15 protein-coding genes are annotated in these 16,870 nt (G+C 72.9%); 4 read left to right on the top strand and 11 right to left on the bottom strand.

The window, feature by feature from the left end:
- Nucleotides 1-11: 11 nt before the first annotated feature.
- The 3 genes from ACY1JX_RS13615 to ACY1JX_RS13605 are packed head-to-tail and all read right to left on the bottom strand — an operon-like array spanning nt 12 to nt 2,581.
- Nucleotides 12-1,703, bottom strand: coding sequence for a DEAD/DEAH box helicase (locus ACY1JX_RS13615; protein WP_462564294.1), 1,692 nt, complete (start codon nt 1,701-1,703; stop codon nt 12-14).
- A complete protein-coding gene (locus ACY1JX_RS13610; protein ID WP_078700277.1) occupies nt 1,700-1,975 on the bottom strand; it encodes a DUF3039 domain-containing protein in 276 nt (91 codons plus the stop codon). The genes ACY1JX_RS13615 and ACY1JX_RS13610 overlap by 4 nt, the downstream gene beginning before the upstream one ends.
- Before the next feature lie 54 nt (nt 1,976-2,029).
- Entirely contained in the window at nt 2,030-2,581 is a 552-nt protein-coding gene (locus tag ACY1JX_RS13605; RefSeq protein WP_181756344.1) for a YqgE/AlgH family protein, read from the bottom strand.
- A 48-nt stretch (nt 2,582-2,629) separates the two neighbouring features.
- Between ACY1JX_RS13605 and ACY1JX_RS13600 the strand changes: the two genes are divergently transcribed.
- Nucleotides 2,630-3,394 (top strand): MerR family transcriptional regulator, encoded by a 765-nt coding sequence (locus ACY1JX_RS13600; protein ID WP_462564293.1) that lies wholly within the window; start codon nt 2,630-2,632, stop codon nt 3,392-3,394.
- A gap of 6 nt (nt 3,395-3,400) precedes the next feature.
- Here the strand turns inward: ACY1JX_RS13600 and ACY1JX_RS13595 are convergent, their stop codons facing one another.
- Complete coding sequence (locus tag ACY1JX_RS13595) at nt 3,401-4,390, bottom strand: DUF3048 domain-containing protein (RefSeq protein WP_462564292.1); 990 nt, start codon at nt 4,388-4,390, stop codon at nt 3,401-3,403.
- Nucleotides 4,391-4,501: 111 nt separating this feature from the next.
- Here ACY1JX_RS13595 and ACY1JX_RS13590 point away from each other — a divergent pair, with 111 nt between their 5' ends.
- Together ACY1JX_RS13590 and ACY1JX_RS13585 are read left to right on the top strand one after the other, a co-directional pair.
- Nucleotides 4,502-9,037: an ATP-dependent helicase gene (locus ACY1JX_RS13590; RefSeq protein WP_462564291.1), complete on the top strand. Its 4,536-nt coding sequence runs from the start codon at nt 4,502-4,504 to the stop codon at nt 9,035-9,037.
- A complete protein-coding gene (locus ACY1JX_RS13585) occupies nt 9,030-9,836 on the top strand; it encodes a DNA-formamidopyrimidine glycosylase family protein (protein ID WP_462564290.1) in 807 nt (268 codons plus the stop codon). The genes ACY1JX_RS13590 and ACY1JX_RS13585 overlap by 8 nt, the downstream gene beginning before the upstream one ends.
- A 73-nt stretch (nt 9,837-9,909) precedes the next feature.
- On the opposite strand, the gene tsf is transcribed toward ACY1JX_RS13585, so the two are convergent.
- Both tsf and rpsB read right to left on the bottom strand, forming a co-directional pair.
- Nucleotides 9,910-10,725 carry a translation elongation factor Ts gene (tsf, locus tag ACY1JX_RS13580; protein WP_181756339.1) on the bottom strand — a complete coding sequence of 272 codons (816 nt, stop codon included), beginning with the start codon at nt 10,723-10,725 and terminating at the stop codon, nt 9,910-9,912.
- 67 nt (nt 10,726-10,792) lie between these two features.
- On the bottom strand, nt 10,793-11,749 hold the full coding sequence (gene rpsB, locus ACY1JX_RS13575) for a 30S ribosomal protein S2 (RefSeq protein WP_462564289.1): 957 nt from the start codon (nt 11,747-11,749) through the stop codon (nt 10,793-10,795).
- Nucleotides 11,750-12,060: 311 nt separating this feature from the next.
- On the opposite strand from rpsB, the gene ACY1JX_RS13570 reads away from it, so the two are divergent.
- A complete protein-coding gene (locus tag ACY1JX_RS13570) occupies nt 12,061-12,936 on the top strand; it encodes a peptidoglycan DD-metalloendopeptidase family protein (RefSeq protein ID WP_462564288.1) in 876 nt (291 codons plus the stop codon).
- Nucleotides 12,937-12,941: 5 nt separating this feature from the next.
- On the opposite strand, the gene ACY1JX_RS13565 is transcribed toward ACY1JX_RS13570, so the two are convergent.
- The 5 genes from ACY1JX_RS13565 to ACY1JX_RS13545 are packed head-to-tail and all read right to left on the bottom strand — an operon-like array spanning nt 12,942 to nt 16,867.
- Nucleotides 12,942-13,862 carry a tyrosine recombinase XerC gene (locus ACY1JX_RS13565; protein ID WP_286929809.1) on the bottom strand — a complete coding sequence of 307 codons (921 nt, stop codon included), beginning with the start codon at nt 13,860-13,862 and terminating at the stop codon, nt 12,942-12,944.
- A 44-nt stretch (nt 13,863-13,906) separates the two neighbouring features.
- Complete coding sequence (locus ACY1JX_RS13560; protein WP_462564287.1) at nt 13,907-14,935, bottom strand: sulfate/molybdate ABC transporter ATP-binding protein; 1,029 nt, start codon at nt 14,933-14,935, stop codon at nt 13,907-13,909.
- The gene (locus ACY1JX_RS13555) at nt 14,932-15,717 is read right to left on the bottom strand and encodes an ABC transporter permease (protein WP_462564286.1); all 786 of its coding nucleotides are present in this window, start codon (nt 15,715-15,717) and stop codon (nt 14,932-14,934) included. Before ACY1JX_RS13555 ends, ACY1JX_RS13560 begins: the two co-directional genes overlap by 4 nt.
- Entirely contained in the window at nt 15,714-16,466 is a 753-nt protein-coding gene (gene modA / locus ACY1JX_RS13550) for a molybdate ABC transporter substrate-binding protein (RefSeq protein ID WP_286929806.1), read from the bottom strand. Before modA ends, ACY1JX_RS13555 begins: the two co-directional genes overlap by 4 nt.
- A complete protein-coding gene (locus ACY1JX_RS13545) occupies nt 16,463-16,867 on the bottom strand; it encodes a TOBE domain-containing protein (protein ID WP_462564285.1) in 405 nt (134 codons plus the stop codon). The genes modA and ACY1JX_RS13545 overlap by 4 nt, the downstream gene beginning before the upstream one ends.
- Nucleotides 16,868-16,870: the final 3 nt, after the last annotated feature.

Raw genomic sequence — 16,870 nt, 5'->3', positions numbered from 1 at the left:
ACACGATCGGGTCAGCCCGAGGCGCGCAGGGCCCAGTCGCGGAGCGTGTCGATCCGGCGCTTCAGCTGATCGGTGGTGGCCTGGGCGGCGGGCGGGCCCCCGCACTCGTGACGCAGCCGGTTGTGGGTGACGCCGTGCGGCGACCCCGTGCGGTGGTGCCACGCAGCGACCAGCGAGTTCAGCTCGCGGCGCAGCTCGGCGCGGCGCTCGTACTCGACGTCGGCCTCGGCGCGTGCCGGCGCCACCTCGCGCTTGCGGGTGCGCGCGCTGCGCAGCAGCTCGGCCACCTGGTCGCGCTCGAGCAGGCCCGGGATGCCGAGGAAGTCGAGCTCGTCGCTGTCGCCGGCGACCATCTCGTAGTCGATCGGCGCGAACTCGTCGCCGTCGAAGAGGACGCGGTCGAACGAGGCCTCGCTGCCGATGGCGGCGTACTGGTTGCCCAGCTCGTCGCTCGCCGCCTCGGACGCGTTGGCCTGCGCCATCAGCAGGTCCTCGGCAGCGAACAGGTCGCCCTCGTCGTGCACCGGGCGGCCGATCACGTGGTCGCGCTCGGCCTCGAGGTCGGCGGCCAGCTTCAGCAGGCCGGGGACGCTGGGCAGGAAGACGGACGCTGTCTCGCCACGGCGGCGGGCTCGCACGAAGCGGCCGATCGCCTGCGCGAAGTACAGCGGCGTGGCGACCGTGGTGGCGTAGACGCCCACCGCGAGGCGGGGCACGTCGACGCCCTCGCTGACCATGCGCACGGCCACCATCCACGGGTCGGTGCCGGCCGAGAACTCGGCGATCCGGGCGCTCGAGCCCGCCTCGTCGGAGAGCACGAGGGTGGGCTCGACGCCCGTGAGCTCCTTGAGCAGCTTCGCGTAGGCGCGGGCGGAGTTCTGGTCGCTGGCGATCACGAGCCCGCCGGCGTCGTGGATGTCGCGACGCACCTCGAGCAGGCGCTTGTGCGCGGCCTCCAGGACGGCCGGGACCCACGAGCCGTTGGGGTCGAGCGCGGTGCGCAGCGCCTGGGCGGTCTGGTCCTTCGTGAGCGGCTCGCCGAGCCGGGCGGACACCTCGTCGCCGGCACTCGTGCGCCACTGCATCTCGCCGGAGTACGCCATGAACAGCACGGGGCGGACGACGCCCTCCTTGAGCGCCGACCCGTAGCCGTAGGCGTAGTCGGCGACGCTGGAGATCGAGCCGTCGCCGACCGGGGCGTACGTGACGAACGGGATCGGGTTGTCGTCGGAGCGGAACGGCGTGCCGGTGAGGGCCAGGCGGCGCACAGCCGGCTCGCAGGCCTCGAGCACGGCGTCGCCCCAGCTCATCGCGTCGCCGGCGTGGTGGATCTCGTCGAGGATGACCAGCGTGCGGCTGCGCTCGATCCGGACGCGGTGGCCGACCGGGTTCGTGGCCAGGCCCGCGTAGGTGACGCAGTAGCCGTCGAAGCGGGCGCCGAGCGCACCCGTGAGGTTCGGCTCGAGCGCGATCCCCGAGCGCGCGGCCGACTGGGCCCACTGGCTCTTCAGGTGCTCGGTGGGCGCCACGACGACGACGCGCTCGATGATCCTGCGGTGCAGGAGGTCGGCGGCGATCGTCAGCGCGAACGTGGTCTTGCCGGCGCCGGGCGTGGCGACCGTGAGGAAGTCGGCCGGTTGCGTGCGGGCGTACTGGTCGAACGCCTCACGCTGCCAGGCCCGGAGTGACTGGGCCGAGCTCACTGGTCGGAGTCACTCCCGGAGTCCTCGTCGTCACCGGGGTTGAAGTCCTCCCAGATCTGCTTGCACTCGGGGCAGACCGGGAAGCGCTGCGGGTCGCGGCTGGGGACCCACACCTTGCCGCACAGCGCGACGACGGGGGTGCCCATGACCATGGCCTCGGTCAGCTTGTCCTTCGGCACGTAGTGGCTGAAGCGCTCGTGATCGCCGTTGTCGGTGCGCTGCTCGGTGCGCTCGTCATGGACGGTCTGGGTGCCGCGGCCGAAGAATCCCACGACCCCATCGTAGGCGACGGAGCCGACACCGAGGACGGGTCCACGCCGACGCGCTCAGTTCTGGGCCGGGTCGACCGGCAGGTTCGCCCAGAATCGGGTCTCCCCCGGCTGACGGCGCAGCACGTCGCTCCAGAGCCGGTCGGGCACGGGCGAGATGAGGTCACCCTCCTCGGCCGGCAGCACGAGCCAGGCGCCCTCCTCGATCTCGGCCTCGAGCTGTCCGGGCGTCCATCCGGCGTACCCCGCGAACACCCGCAGGCCGAGCAGCTCGCCGCCTTCGGGCAGGGGGCCCTCGAGGTCGACCAGGCCCACGCGCCCAGCCATCTGACGCCAGCCGGGCGGGCCGCTGGTGACGTCGCTGACGACGCCCACCGCGAGCGCGGAGTCCATCGCGACGGGTCCACCCTCGAAGAGGCAGCCGGGGGCGTTGACGCAGTCGGCCCACTCGGGAAGGACCTCGTCGACGTCCGACTCCAGCGGGTGGTTGACGATCACGCCCAGCGCGCCGTCCTCGTCGTGGTCGAGCACGTACACGACGCTGCGCCAGAAGGGCCCTGACTGGATCGCCGAGGTGGCGACCAACAAGCGGCCTCGCACCATTGCCATACCCCCATGATGCCCGATCCTGCGGCGCACACCCCTAGACTTGCGGGCATGGTGGACGCCCAGCGCGAGGAGGAGTTCACCGTCGACGTGCTCGCCGAGCGGGCCGCGATGACGGTGCGCAACGTGCGCGCCTACTCCACCCGCGGACTGATCGATCCACCGCGGCTCGAGGGCCGCACCGGGTACTACACCCAGAAGCACCTCCAGCGCCTCATCCTCATCCGCACGCTGCTGGGCCGGGGCTTCACCCTCGCGGCCATCGAGGACGCGATCCTGAAGTCCCCGTCCACCGCGTCGAACGTGGCGCTGGACCTGCTCAACATCTTCGAGGTCGACGACGCGCAGGACCCCAGCGAGATCATCAGCCGCGCCGAGCTGGCCTCGCTCTCGGGGCTGCCTGCCGACCACAAGCTCATCGACCAGATGATCGAGGTGGGTCTGCTCGAGCAGGTCGACGACGACTCGGTGCGGATGCTCGAGCCCAGCGTCGTGCGCCCCGGTGCGGCGTCCGTCGCCATCGGGCTCAACCCCGACAGCGTGGTCGACATCGTGCCGCACATGCGCGAGCACCTCGAGCAGATCTCCGACCGGTTCGTCCACCACGTCAGCCGCGACGTCGCGCAGCCGTTCCTCGACGCGGGCCTGCCGCAGGAGGAGTGGCCGGCCGTCTTCGAGAAGATCGACCAGCTGATCCCGATCGCCAGCCAGGTCGTGGTGGCGATGTTCCGCAGCGTGCTGCGCGAGGCGATCGAGGTCGAGATCGGCCACAAGCTGGAGGAGCTGGCCGCCGAGGGCGACCAGCCGTCCGCCTGATCCGGGCTACCGGGCGCTGAGCGCCGTGGACTCGCCCTTGCTGAGCAGCTCGATCCACGTCTTGCCGCGGGGCAGCTTCATCGGCTGGCCGTCGCGGGTCGTGAGCACGATCGTGGAGGCGTTGTTCGCCTTCTTCCACTTCGCGTTGACCCGGGTGCCGCCCACGAACACGACGGCCTTGCCGCCTCCCTGGAACGTCGTCTCGGGCACGGGGTTGCCGGCCGGGTCGGTGTAGCCCGCGCTCTTCTCGTCGGCCCACAGCACGACGAGGTTCCTCGCGCCGAACTCCTTGTCGCTGGTGCCGTTCGTGCGCTTCCACGCCTTGCTGTTGAACTTCCACGACGTGGTGTGGCTGCGCGAGAACTTCACGGTCGCGGACGTGACCTGCGGGCCCTTCGGCGCCGCGGCGCCCGCGCCGGCCCACTGGAAGTAGGAGCGCTCGGGCTGCGTGTTCTTGACGTCCTTCGCGAGCTCGCCGAGGTCGACGACGACGTTGTACGGCGCGTAGCCGGCGTCGCGCGACATCCCGGCCGAGCCGGCGTCCTGCGAGTGGATCGGGATGCCCGCGTCCTTGATGCGCGAGATCGTCTTGCCGGCGCCGCCGGAGGCCACGATCTGCCCGTTCACCGGCTTCGCGATGCCGATGTCGGTGGCGCGCATGGAGCGGACGTGGCCCACGGTCGAGGGGGTCGCCGTGTAGTAGAGGGCGGCGAGGCGGGTGATGCCGCCCTCCACCGTCTGCTCGACGACGAGATCGGCGCGGTCGATGTTCGTCTGGGGAGCGGAGGCCGGGGTGTTGTCGACCTTGACCACGAACACGGGGTTCGCGGGCGTCTCCTTGAGCTGCCCACCGGTCAGCGGGTTGATCGGCGTGATCTTCGCCGCGCTGGTCTTGTTCGGCTCCTTGGGGTCGGGGGCCTGCTTCTTCTCCCCGTCCGAGCACGCGCCCAGGGTCAGCACGAGGGCACAGGTCACCGACAGCATCCGCAACTTCATGGCCTCAAGCATGCCTGAGGGCCACTGGCGCGCCGACCCCGGCACGCCGGAATTCCGGGCGTGGTCGCCGTCGCAGCGCCACTGTCGGAGTCCGGTGCCACGATGGGTTCCATGTCCTTCGGCCCCGCGACCGCCACGTGGTTCGACGAGTCCTTCAGCGCGCCCACCTCGGCCCAGACCGGCGCGTGGGACGCGATCGAGAAGGGCCGCCACACCCTCGTGGTCGCCCCCACGGGATCGGGCAAGACCCTCGCGGCGTTCCTGTCGGCCATCGACGGCCTGCTGCACCGCGATCCCGCGGTCGAGACGCAGGGCACCTCGGTGCTGTACATCTCGCCGCTCAAGGCCCTCGCCGTCGACGTCGAGCGCAACCTGCGGTCACCCCTCGTCGGCATCTCCGGAGTGGCGGCGCGACTCGGTCACGAGCTGGCTCCCGTGTCGGTGGGCGTCCGCACGGGCGACACGCCCCCGGCCGAGCGGCGCCGGCTCCAGTCCCACCCACCCGACGTGCTCATCACCACGCCCGAGTCGCTCTTCCTGCTCCTCACGTCGGCCTCGCGCGCCATGCTGCGCGGCGTCCACACGGTGATCATCGACGAGGTCCACGCCGTCGCGGGCACCAAGCGCGGCGCGCACCTGGCGGTCTCCCTGGAGCGGCTCGACGACATGCTCGACTCCCCCGCCCAGCGGATCGGCCTCTCGGCCACCGTCAGCCCGCACGACGAGGTCGCCCGCTTCCTCGGCGGCCGCGCCCCCGTCGAGGTCGTCGCTCCCGAGGCCCCCTCACGGCTCGAGCTGTCGGTGCGGGTTCCCGTGGAGGACCTCACCGAGATGCCGCCCCGCCACGAGGGACCCCGGGAGGGCAGCGCCGCCCGCGGGCTCGACGACTCGCGGCCGCAGGAGGCCGGCGGCACGATCTGGCCCCACGTCGAGGAGGCGATCGTCGACGCGATCCAGCAGGCACGCACCACGATCGTGTTCGCCAACAGCCGCGGGGTGGCCGAGCGGCTCACCCAGCGACTGAACGAGGTCTGGGTCGAGCGCGAGACGGGCTACCGGCCCGAGCCCGCGAACCGCCAGCCGGCCCACATGGGCGGGCTCTCCGGGTTGTCCTCGGGTGCCGAGCCGGTGCTCGCGCGCGCCCACCACGGCTCCGTCAGCAAGGAGCAGCGGGCGATCATCGAGGACGACCTGAAGTCCGGTCGCCTGCGGTGCGTCGTGGCCACCTCCAGCCTCGAACTCGGCATCGACATGGGCGCGGTCGACCTCGTCATCCAGGTCTCCGCTCCGCCGTCGGTCGCCTCGGGGCTGCAGCGCGTGGGCCGCGCCGGCCACCAGGTCGGCGAGGTCTCGCGCGGGCTGGTGTTCCCGACCGGCCGCCACGACCTGCTCTCCACCACGGTCACCGTCGAGCGCATGCTCGCCGGCCGCATCGAGCGGCTCGCCGTGCCGGCGAATCCCCTCGACATCCTCGCCCAGCAGACCATTGCCGCGTGCGCTCTCGAGCCGATCGACGTCGAGGCCTGGTTCGAGACGCTGCGGCGGTCCGCACCGTTCGCCACGCTGCCCCACGCCGCCTTCGAGGCCACGCTCGACCTCGTCGCCGGGCGCTACCCCTCCGACGAGTTCGCCGAGCTGCGTCCCCGGGCGGTCTGGGACCGGCAGGCCGGCACGCTCACCGGCCGGCCGGGGGCCCAGCGGCTCGCCGTCACCAGCGGCGGCACGATCCCCGATCGCGGCATGTTCTCGGTGGTCCTGGCCGGCGAGGAGGGCACCGCGGGCCGCCGCGTCGGCGAGCTCGACGAGGAGATGGTCTACGAGTCACGGATCAACGACGTCATCGCGCTGGGGGCCACCAGCTGGCGGATCCTGGAGATCACGTCCGACCGGGTCATCGTGGTGCCCGCGTTCGGCCAGCCCGCCCGGCTCCCGTTCTGGCGCGGCGACGCGATGGGGCGCCCCTACGAGCTCGGTGAGGCGATGGGCGCGTTCCTGCGCGAGCTGAGCGCCCTCTCCCCCGCCAAGCAGCGTGCGCGCGTCGAGCAGGTGGGCCTCGACGCGAATGCCGTCGGCAACCTCTCGACGCTCGTCAAGGACCAGTACGAGGCCACCCGCCAGCTGCCCACTGATACGACGCTCGTGGTCGAGCGCTTCCGCGACGAGGTCGGCGACTGGCGACTCGTCCTGCTGTCGCCCTACGGGCGGGCCGTGCACGCGCCCTGGGCGCTGCTGGTGGGCCGGCGGATCGAGCAGCGGTTCGGCGTCGACGGCGCAGTCGTGGCGTCCGACGACGGCATCGTCGTGCGGGTCCCCGACGTCACCGGCGAGCCGCCGGGCGCCGACCTCTTCGACCTCGAGGACCCCGAGGACCTCGAGCCCCAGATCACCGATCTCGTCGGCGGGTCCGCCCTGTTCGCGGCGCGCTTCCGCGAGTGCGCCGCCCGGGCCCTGCTGCTGCCCCGGCGCAACCCCGGGACCCGCGCGCCGCTGTGGCAGCAGCGACGCCGTGCCGCGATGCTGCTCGACGTCGCCCGCAAGTACCCCGACTTCCCGATCCTGCTCGAGACGGCGCGCGAGGTGCTGCAGGACGTGTACGACCTGCCCGCGCTCGTCACCCTCGCCCGGCGGCTCCGCTCGCGCGAGGTCGCCCTGGTCGAGGTCGGCACCGACGCCGCCTCGCCGTTCGCCCAGCGCCTGCTGTTCGGCTACGTCGGCGCCTTCCTCTACGACGGCGACCTGCCCCTGGCCGAGCGTCGCGCCGCGGCGCTCACCCTCGACCCCGAGCTGCTGGGCCAGCTGCTGGGCCGGGCCGACCTGCGCGAGCTGCTCGATCCCGAGGTCGTCGCCCTGACCGAGGCCGAGCTCCAGCGCCTCGTGCCCGAGCGGCAGGCCAAGGACATCGAGGGAGTGTCCGACCTGCTGCGGCTGCTCGGCCCGCTCTCCGTCGACGAGGTCGCCGAGCGCACCCGCGAGGACGCACGGCTGGAGGCGGGCGCCTGGCTCAAGGAGCTGCGCGAGTCGCGCCGTGCCATCGAGGTGCAGGTCGGCGGCCAGGCCCGGTGGGCCGCGATCGAGGACGCAGGACGCCTGCGCGAGGCGCTGGGCACCGCGCTCCCGCTCGGCATCGCGGACGCGCACCTGGCCACGGGGAACGACCCCCTCGGCGAGCTCGTCTCCCGCTACGCCCGCACCCACGGCCCCTTCACGGGCGAGGACGTCTCGCGGCGCCTCGCGCTCGGCCCCGCGGTGGTGCGCGACGCCCTCCAGCGCCTGAGCGAGGCGGGCCGGGTCACCCGCGGCGAGTTCCTGCCGGTGGCCTCCGGCGAGGCCGAGTGGGTCGACTCCGAGGTGCTCCGCCGGCTCCGCAACCGCTCGCTCGCGGCGGCTCGCAAGCAGGTCGAGCCGGTCGACTCGGCGGCGTTCGCGCGCTTCCTGCCTGCGTGGCAGCACGTCGGCTCGCGACTGCGCGGCGTCGACGGCGTCCTCACCGTCGTCGACCAGCTGGCCGGGGCCGCGCTGCCCGCCAGCGCGTGGGAGAGCCTCGTGCTGCCGGCCAGGGTGACCGACTACTCGCCGGCGATGCTCGACGAGCTCACCACCGCGGGCGAGGTCACGTGGACGGGCGCCGGCACCCTGCCCGGACGCGACGGCTGGATCCGCCTGCTGCCCGGGGACACCCCGGCGCCGGCCACCGGTGACCTCGTCGCGGCGGGCTCCGACACCGCCGCCGGTCGCCTGCTCGAGGTACTCGGCGACTCCGGCGCCTGGCTCTTCGGCGAGCTGGCCGGCCGTGTCGAGGACACCGAGCGCGAGGGCCTCGTCGAGGGGCTGTGGGAGCTCGTCTGGAGCGGTCAGGTCAGCAACGACACCTTCGCGCCCGTGCGCAGCCTCGTGGCCGGGGGTGGCACCCACCGCACCCGCCGCCAGGCGCCGCGCGCCCGGATGGTGGGCGGGCGGATGCGGGCGCCGCGCGCGGTCGTGCCCCCCATCGCCTCGGGCCGGTGGTTCTCCGTCCCGCTGGGCGGTCAGACCACGGCCGAGCACGTCGCCCGCGCCGAGACCCTCCTGAACCGCTACGGCGTCGTCACCCGCGGATCGGTCCAGGCCGAGCAGACCCCCGGCGGCTTCGCGGCCGCCTATCGCGTGCTGCGCGAGATGGAGCAGAACGGCACGGCGCTGCGCGGCTACTTCGTCGACTCGCTCGGCGCCGCCCAGTTCGCCGCGCCCGGCGTCGTGGATCGGCTGCGGTCCTTCGTGCGCGACTCCGACGAGCCGGCCGAGGCACCCGCCGTCACCCTCGCGGCCACCGACCCGGCGAACCCCTTCGGCGCGGCCCTGCCGTGGCCCGACCGCGGCTCCGACGGCCACCGCCCCGCCCGCAAGGCCGGATCGCTCGTGGTCGTCCACGACGGCCGTCCCGTGGTCTACCTCGAGCGCGGCGGCAAGTCGGCGCTCACCTTCACCGACGACCCGACCGCGCTCGCGGCCGCCGCCGCCTCCCTCGTGCAGACGGTGCGGCGAGGCCGACTCGGACGGGTCACGGTGCAGACGGCCGACGGCGAGCCGGTCGCCTCCACGCCCCTGGGCGAGGCGCTCGCGGCCGCGGGGTTCGAGGCCCACCTGAAGGGACTTCGGCTCGATGCCTGAGGGCGACACCGTCTGGCGGGCCGCCCACCACCTGCACGAGGCGCTGGCCGGCCGGGTGCTCACCGCCACCGAGTTCCGGGTCCCGCGGTACGCCACCACCGACCTGGCCGGCGAGGTGCTGCACGAGGTCGTGCCGCGCGGCAAGCACCTGCTGATGCGCACCGACGCGTGGACGATCCACTCGCACCTCAAGATGGAGGGCTCGTGGCACCTCTACCGCCCGGCCACCCTGCGCCGCGGCGGCCGGGGGCTGCGGCGGCCGGCCCACACCGTGCGGGCGATCGTCAGCACCGACGAGTGGGTGGCCGTCGGCTTCAGCCTCGGCGTCGTCGAGGTGCTGCGGCGCGAGGACGAGGACTCGGTCGTGGGCCATCTCGGTCCCGACGTCCTCGATCCCGACTTCGACCGCGACGTCGCTCTCGCCAACCTCGCGCACGACCCCGAGGTACCGATCTTCGTCGCCCTGCACGACCAGCGGAACCTCGCCGGGTTCGGCAACGAGTTCGTGAACGAGATGCTGTTCCTGTCGGCGGTAGACCCGCACACGCCGGTGGGTGAGGCCGACCTCGGCCGCATCGTCGACCGCGGCGTGAAGCTGATCCGGCTCAATCGCGATCGCATCGAGCGGTCCTTCACCGGCAGCCTGCGAGCCGGCGAGCTGCACTGGGTGTTCGGCCGCACCGACCGGCCGTGCCTGCGCTGCGGCACCAGCATCCGCGAGGATGCCCTGGGGCGCGTGGCCACCCAGCAGCGGCGCGTCTACTGGTGCCCGAACTGCCAGGGCGCCCCGCGCGACTGACCGGTCACCGCCGGGGAATGCACGAGGGCCCCGCGGATCGCTCCACGGGGCCCTCGTCGATCGTTGGTGCGGCTCAGGCGCCGACCTCGATGTGGCTGAAGCCCTTGACGGTGATGCCGGCTTCCTCGGCGACCGCCTTGACGGTCTTCTTGTTGTCGGTGACGCTCGACTGCTCGAGCAGCACGTTCTCCTTGAAGAAGCCGTTGACACGACCCTCGACGATCTTGGGCAGGGCCTGCTCGGGCTTGCCCTCCTCCTTGGCCGTGGCCTCGGCGATCTCGCGCTCCTTGGCGACGATGTCGGCGGGCACGTCCTCGCGGGTCAGCCAGCGCGGTCGCATGGCCGCGATCTGCATCGCGACCGAACGCGCGGCGTCCAGGTTGTCGCCGTCGTACTCGACGAGCACGCCGACAGCCGGCGGCAGGTCGCTGGCACGACGGTGCATGTAGGTGGCGACCTGGCCCGAACGGGCGCTCACGCGACCGAGCTCGAGCTTCTCGCCGATGACCGCGGCGAGCGCGCTGATCGTCTCGGCGACGGTCTTGCCGTCGTCGAGCTGGACCTTCGCGAACTCCTCGGCGTCGGCCGGCTTGGCGGCGTCGGCCGCAACGGCGAGACGCTCGGCGAGCGCGATGAACTGGTCGTTCTTCGCGACGAAGTCGGTCTCGGAGTTGAGCTCGACCAGGGCAGAGCCGGCGTTGGCGACCAGGCCCGAGGAGGCCTCGCGCTCAGCGCCGCGCTTGGCGGCCTTGGCCGCGCCCGAGATCCGCAGGACCTCGACGGCCTTGTCGAAGTCGCCGTCGGCCTCGGTGAGGGCCTTCTTGGCGTCCATCATGCCCGCGCCCGTGGCGTCGCGGAGCTTCTTCACATCGGCAGCAGTGATTGCCATGTTCAACCTCGGTTCTGGTGGGGCCGGCCCGACGGATCGCGTCGGGCCGGCCAGTGGTCAGAGTGGCTCAGGACTCGGCAGGAGTCTCGGCCGGGGCCTCGGCGGCAGGCGCCTCAGCCGTCTCGGCCGGGGCCTCGGCGGCAGGCGCCTCAGCGGTCTCGGCAGCAGGCGCCTCAGCCGTCTCGGCAGCCGGGGCGTCGGCGGCAGGCGCCTCGGCGGCGGGGGCCTCAGCGGACTCCGCGGCCTTCGACGCGAGCAGCTCCTTCTCCCAGTCGGCCATGGGCTCCTCGGCGCCGAGCTCCTGGCCCGGGGCCTCCTCGCCCGTCTTGGCGCCACCGCGCGACATGAGGCCGTCGGCGACGGCGTCGGCGATGACGCGCGTCAGCAGGCCCACCGAGCGGATGGCGTCGTCGTTGCCCGGGATCGGGTAGTCGACGTCATCGGGATCGCAGTTGGTGTCCAGGATCGCGACAATCGGGATGTTGAGCTTCTTGGCCTCGTCAACCGCGAGGTGCTCCTTCTTCGTGTCGACGATCCACACGGCGTTGGGCACGCGGCCCATGTCGCGGATGCCGCCGAGGGTGCGGTTGAGCTTGGTGTACTCGCGACGCATCTGAAGGAGTTCCTTCTTCGTGCGGTTGGAGCCCGCGACGTCGTCGAAGTCGATCTCCTCGAGCTCCTTCATGCGCTGGAGACGATCGGACATCGTGGTGTAGTTGGTGAGCATGCCGCCGAGCCAACGCTGGTTGACGTAGGGCATGCCGACGCGCTTGGCCTGCTCCTCGACGGGCTCCTGCGCCTGGCGCTTGGTGCCGACGAACAGGATCGAGCCGCCGCGGGCGACGGTGCTCTTGACGAACTCGTACGCCGAGTCGATGTAGGACAGCGACTGCTGCAGGTCGATGATGTAGATGCCGTTGCGCTCGGTCATGATGAAGCGCTTCATCTTCGGGTTCCAACGACGGGTCTGGTGCCCGAAGTGCACGCCGCTCTCGAGCAGCTGACGCATGGTGACGACGGCCATGGCCGTACTTCCTTTCAAACCAAGTTGACGCATCGCCGGCGGCGATGCCCTGGTGTCCGACGCGGGCCACCCATCGTGGATGGGACCTGGATCGCGCCCCGTTCGGTGCAACACGTCACGGGAGAGGACACGCGAATTTCCGCCCAGAGGACGGATGTGCCCAGTCTAGTGCACCGGCCCGCGCCGGAGGAAATCGGTGCCACGGTGGGCCGAACGGCCGGTCTCCACAGGCGCCTGCGAGGCCTGACCACCCGTCCACAGGGTTCCGCGAGCCGGTTCCGCTCGCAGCCGCGGATCGCTTGGCTCGGGACATGCGCCGTGCCCTGCTCCTGCTCGTGACGACCCTGCTCGCCGCCTCCGTCGCTCCCGCCGCTGCCGCGCCCTGGACGTGGCCGATCGGCGAGCACCGGATCGACCGCCCGTTCGACCCACCCCAGTCCGACTACGGGGCCGGCCACCGCGGAGTGGACATTCCTGGGCGGGTGGGCCAGACGGTCCGCGCCGTGGCCGTCGGGCGGGTCACGTTCGCGGGTCGCGTCGCCGGCGTCTGGACGATCACGATCGACCACGGCCCCGAGCGATCGACCTACCAACCCGTCTCCCCCACCGTCCGGGTCGGCGACGCCGTGACCGCCGGCCAGCCCGTCGGCCGGCTCCTCGGCGGCCATCCCTCGTGCCGCCGGACGTGCCTCAACCTCGGCCGGCTGCGCGGCGACGAGTACCTCGATCCCGCCGCGCTGCTCGCGACCTCAGGGGCCTACCGGCTGATCGATCCCGACGGCTCGCCGCCGGAGCCGCCCGGCGCGGGTGCCGGGGACCTTCCTCTCGACGGCTCCGTGACCTCGGCGTTCGGGATGCGGGTCCATCCCGTCACCGGCGTGCGCAAGCTGCACGACGGCGTCGACATCGGCTCCGCGTGCGGGACCCCGGTCCCTGCCGCGGGAGCCGGCCGGGTCGGGCGCGCCGGAGCCAGCGGGGCTTACGGGCTGCAGGTCCAGATCGAACACGGCGGCGGGATCGCCACGTCCTACGCCCACCTCGGCTCGGTCGCGGTGCACCGCGGCCAGCGGGTGGTCACCGGCGACGTCGTGGGCCGCGTCGGGTCGACCGGGTTCTCCACGGGATGCCACCTGCACTTCATGCGGCTCGTCGACGGGCGACCGGTCGATCCCCTGGGCGAGCGGTGAGGTCGTCAGGCGCGCGGGTGGGCCTGCGTGAAGGCGGCGCGCAGACGGTCGGCGCTGACGTGCGTGTAGATCTGCGTGGTGCCGAGCGAGGCGTGACCGAGCAGCTCCTGCACCGACCGCAGGTCCGCACCGCCCTCGAGCAGGTGCGTGGCGGCGGTGTGGCGCAGTCCGTGAGGTCCCACGTCGGGCGCGTCCGGCACGGCGGCCACGCGCTCGTGGACGATGCGGCGGACGACCCGCGCGTCGATGCGGCCGCCCCGGGCACCCAGGAACAGGGCAGGCCCGCTGCCGGCCACCGCGAGGGCCGGACGTCCCCGCTCGAGCCACGCCGCGACGGCCTCCTGGGCCGGCACGCCGTACGGGACCATCCGCTCCTTCGAGCCCTTGCCCATCACCCGCAGCACCCGGCGGGAGGTGTCGAGGTCGTCCACGTCAGCGCCCACCAGCTCGCCCACGCGGATGCCCGTCGCCCACAGCAGCTCGATCACCGCGAGGTCGCGCAGGCCCGTCGGACCGTCGTCCTCGATCGAATCGACGATCGCGTCGATGACGCCGCGCATGTCGGACTGGCTCAGCGCCGGCGGCAGGGTGCGGTGCGCCTTCGGGGCGGCCAGCAGGGCCCCGGCGTCCGTCGGCGCGCGGCCGGTGCGCTCGAGCCACGCGGTGAAGACCCGCGCGGCGGTCGAGCGGCGCGCCATCGTCGTGCGCGCCCGTCCTCGCGTCTGCAGGTTCGCCAGCCAGCTGCGCAGGGTGCGGATCGTCAGGTCCGCCGGGTCCTCGACGTGCAGCAGGGTGGCGTGCGCGGCCAGGCTGCCGAGGTCGGTCAGGTAGGCACGGACCGTGTGGTCCGAGAGATCGCGTTCCTGGCACAGGTGACGCTCGTAGTCGGCCAGTGTGCGGGCCCACGCCTCGGAGCAGTCAGTCACGCGTCCCACTCTCGCACCGGCGATCGGTGAATCGCGGGAGGCCGTCAGGCCGGGTCGAGCCGGACCTCGGTGGCCTTGATGCTCATCCAGACATCGCGTCCCGGCTCGAGCTCCAGCTCTGCGGCGGCGGCGGTGGTCACGTCGGCGAGCCATCCCGAGATCTCCACCCGGCAGGTCGCCCCGCGGACCTCGATCCCGGTGACAACCCCGGGCAGCACGTTGCGCGGGCTCCCTCCCGGCCGCTCCCGATGGATCGCCACGGCGCTGGGCGCGAAGGTGGCGATCGCGGCGGCGCCCACGTCCAGCGTGCCGTGCAGGCTCCCCGCGAGCTCGCGACCGTCCGGACTGCGGAGGTGATCCGGTCCCGTGGCCACGCCCTCCACGAGGTTCACCCCGGCCAGGGCGGCGCCGAACGCACTGCGCGGGTGCGTCAGCACATCACGCGCCGTGCCCTCGTGGACGACACGTCCCGCCTCCACGATCACCGCGCGGTCGGCCAGGGTCATCGTGTCGAGGGGGTCGTGCGTCACGAGCACCGTCGTGGTCCCGGCCAGGACCCGGCGCAGGACTCGCCGCACCTCGGGCACCGCTTCGACGTCCAACGCCGCCAGCGGCTCGTCCAGCAGCACCACGTCGGGTTCCACCGCCAGGGCCCGGGCGATCGCCACCCGCTGGGCCTGGCCGCCCGACAGTTGACGCGGACGACGGTCGGCCAGCGCCGACGCCCCCACCTGGTCCAGCCAGTGATCGGCGACGCCGGCGTCGCGACCGACGCTGCGCGGGCCGAACGCGACGTTCTCGCGCACCGTGAGGTGGGGGAACAGTCGAGGCTGCTGTCCCAGCAGCGCCACGGATCGGCGGTGGGGCGGGACCCACCGCCCCTCCCCCGCCAGGACCCGGTCACCGACACGGACGTGCGCCTCTGCCGGCCGCAGGAGGCCGGCGACGGTGGCCAGGACGGTCGACTTCCCGGCTCCGTTCGGCCCCATGAGCGCCACCGTCTCGCCGGAAGCCACATGGAACCGCAGGTCGACCCCGCGGGCGGGATCGCGCACGTGCGCCGCGAGGCTCACCACGGCGATCGCCCCGGACGGTGGACGACCGCGATCACGACGACCGCCACCGCGACCAACAGGAATGCCAGGGCCGCGGCCGCATCGGGGTCGACCTCACGCTGCAGGTAGATCTCCGTCGGCAGCGCGCGGGTCACCCCTTGCAGGCTGCCGGCGAACGTCACCGTGGCACCGAACTCCCCCAGCGCCCGCGCGAAGGACAGCACGGTTCCGGCCACGAGACCGGGTGCCACCAGGGGCAGGGTCACCCGGCCCAGCACCCGGCCGGGCGCGGCTCCCAGCGTGGCCGCGACGTCCGCGTAGCCCGGGTCGGCCGCACGCAGGGCGCCCTCCAGGGTGATGACGAGGAACGGCAGCGACACGAACGTCTGGGCCAGCACCACGGCCACCGTCGTGAAGGCGATCTCGACGCCGAACGCCTCCAGGTGCTGGCCCAGCCAGCCGCGCCGCCCGAACGTGGCCAGCAGCGCGATGCCGCCGACCACGGGTGGCAGCACCAGCGGCACCAGGACCACGGCACGGACCACCGATGACCAGTGCCCCGAGGACCGGGCGAGCAACAGCGACAGCGGCACGCCGAGCAGGAGGCACAGCACCGTGCTGACGGCCGCCGTCCGCAGGCTGAGCCCCAGCGCCGCCCGGGACGACTCGCTCGTCACGAGGCCCAGGAAGTCGCCCCACTCCACGCGCAACACCAGTCCGGCCAGCGGCAGCGCCAGCAGTGCCAGCCCGACGAGCGCCGGAAGGGCGATCCAGCGTGGGACGTCGGACCGGCCCGTCACGGCGCGCCGAAGCCGGCGGCCGCGAGGACCTCGCGTCCCGCCTCGCTCGTGACGAACCGGACGAACGCATCCGCCGACTCGTCGGCCTCCAGTGCCACGACCGGGTAGCGGTTGACGACCTCGCCCGCGCCCGCCGCGTCGACGCCTCGCACGGCGTCACCCGCACCGATCACGTCGGTGCGGTAGACGATCCCCGCGTCGGCCTCACCGCTGGTGACCTTCCCCAGCACGTCGGTCACCGACTGCTCCTCGCTGACCGGGTCCACGTCCAGCGCGCTCTTCGCCAGCAGGGTGCGGGTGGCCGCGCCGCACGGCACCTGGGGAGCGCACAGGACCACCTTCACGCCCGAATCCGCCAGGTCGGCGAGGGCATCCACGCGAACCGCGTCATCGGCCGGCGTGACGATCTGCAGCGTGTTCGTCGCGAAGACCTCGGGGGCGAGGGCCGTGTCGGATGCACCGGTCACCCGGGCCATGGTCTGCTCGTCCGCCGAGGCGAACACGTCGGCCGGGGCGCCCTCGGCGATCTGGGCCGCAAGATCGGACGAGCCACCGAACGAGAGCCTAACCTCCACGCCGTCGTGCTCGACCTCGAAGCGCTCCGCGAGCTCGGTGAACGTGGACGTGAGCGAGGCCGCCGCGAACACCGTCAGCGTGCGCTGCTCGCCCCCGTCACCGTCGTCGCTGCTGCATCCGGCGGCCGTCAGCAAGGCGACCAGCGCAAGGGCCGCGGCGCCCGCACGCCTCACGCCTGGTCCTTGGGGATCTCGAGCGCCACGTTCGTGGCCTTGACCACGGCCACCGCGACGACGCCGGGCTCGAGGCCGAGCTCACGGACCGACTCCGTGCTGATGAGCGACACGACCCGGTGAGCGCCGCACTGCAGCTCGACCTGCGACATGACGCGATCGCTGAGGACCTCGGTCACGATGCCGACGAACCGGTTGCGTGCCGAGCGCCCGACGGCGGTCGGGTCCGGAGCCGATCTGCCCTCGACCCGCACGTAGTCGGCGAGGGCGCGCCCGTCGACCACAGTCCGTCCGGAGCCGTCCTTGTCTGCGGCGAGCCGCCCGGAAGAGATCAGGCGGCGTACGGTGTCGGTGCTGACTCCGATGAAGTCAGCGGCATCAGCAACACGCACTTGAGACATGAA

The sequence above is a fragment of the Aeromicrobium sp. JP4 genome, assembly GCF_054957925.1.
This window is presented reverse-complemented; position numbering and strand designations above follow the sequence as displayed.

What these genes read in the sequence shown, in the direction of transcription:
- ACY1JX_RS13605 (WP_181756344.1), bottom strand. Translation starts at nt 2,581, where the DNA reads ATGGCAATGGTGCGAGGCCGCTTGTTGGTCGCCACCTCGGCGATCCAG.
- ACY1JX_RS13600 (WP_462564293.1), top strand. Translation starts at nt 2,630, where the DNA reads ATGGTGGACGCCCAGCGCGAGGAGGAGTTCACCGTCGACGTGCTCGCC.
- ACY1JX_RS13595 (WP_462564292.1), bottom strand. Translation starts at nt 4,390, where the DNA reads ATGAAGTTGCGGATGCTGTCGGTGACCTGTGCCCTCGTGCTGACCCTG.
- ACY1JX_RS13590 (WP_462564291.1), top strand. Translation starts at nt 4,502, where the DNA reads ATGTCCTTCGGCCCCGCGACCGCCACGTGGTTCGACGAGTCCTTCAGC.
- ACY1JX_RS13585 (WP_462564290.1), top strand. Translation starts at nt 9,030, where the DNA reads ATGCCTGAGGGCGACACCGTCTGGCGGGCCGCCCACCACCTGCACGAG.
- tsf (WP_181756339.1), bottom strand. Translation starts at nt 10,725, where the DNA reads ATGGCAATCACTGCTGCCGATGTGAAGAAGCTCCGCGACGCCACGGGC.
- rpsB (WP_462564289.1), bottom strand. Translation starts at nt 11,749, where the DNA reads ATGGCCGTCGTCACCATGCGTCAGCTGCTCGAGAGCGGCGTGCACTTC.
- ACY1JX_RS13570 (WP_462564288.1), top strand. Translation starts at nt 12,061, where the DNA reads ATGCGCCGTGCCCTGCTCCTGCTCGTGACGACCCTGCTCGCCGCCTCC.
- ACY1JX_RS13545 (WP_462564285.1), bottom strand. Translation starts at nt 16,867, where the DNA reads ATGTCTCAAGTGCGTGTTGCTGATGCCGCTGACTTCATCGGAGTCAGC.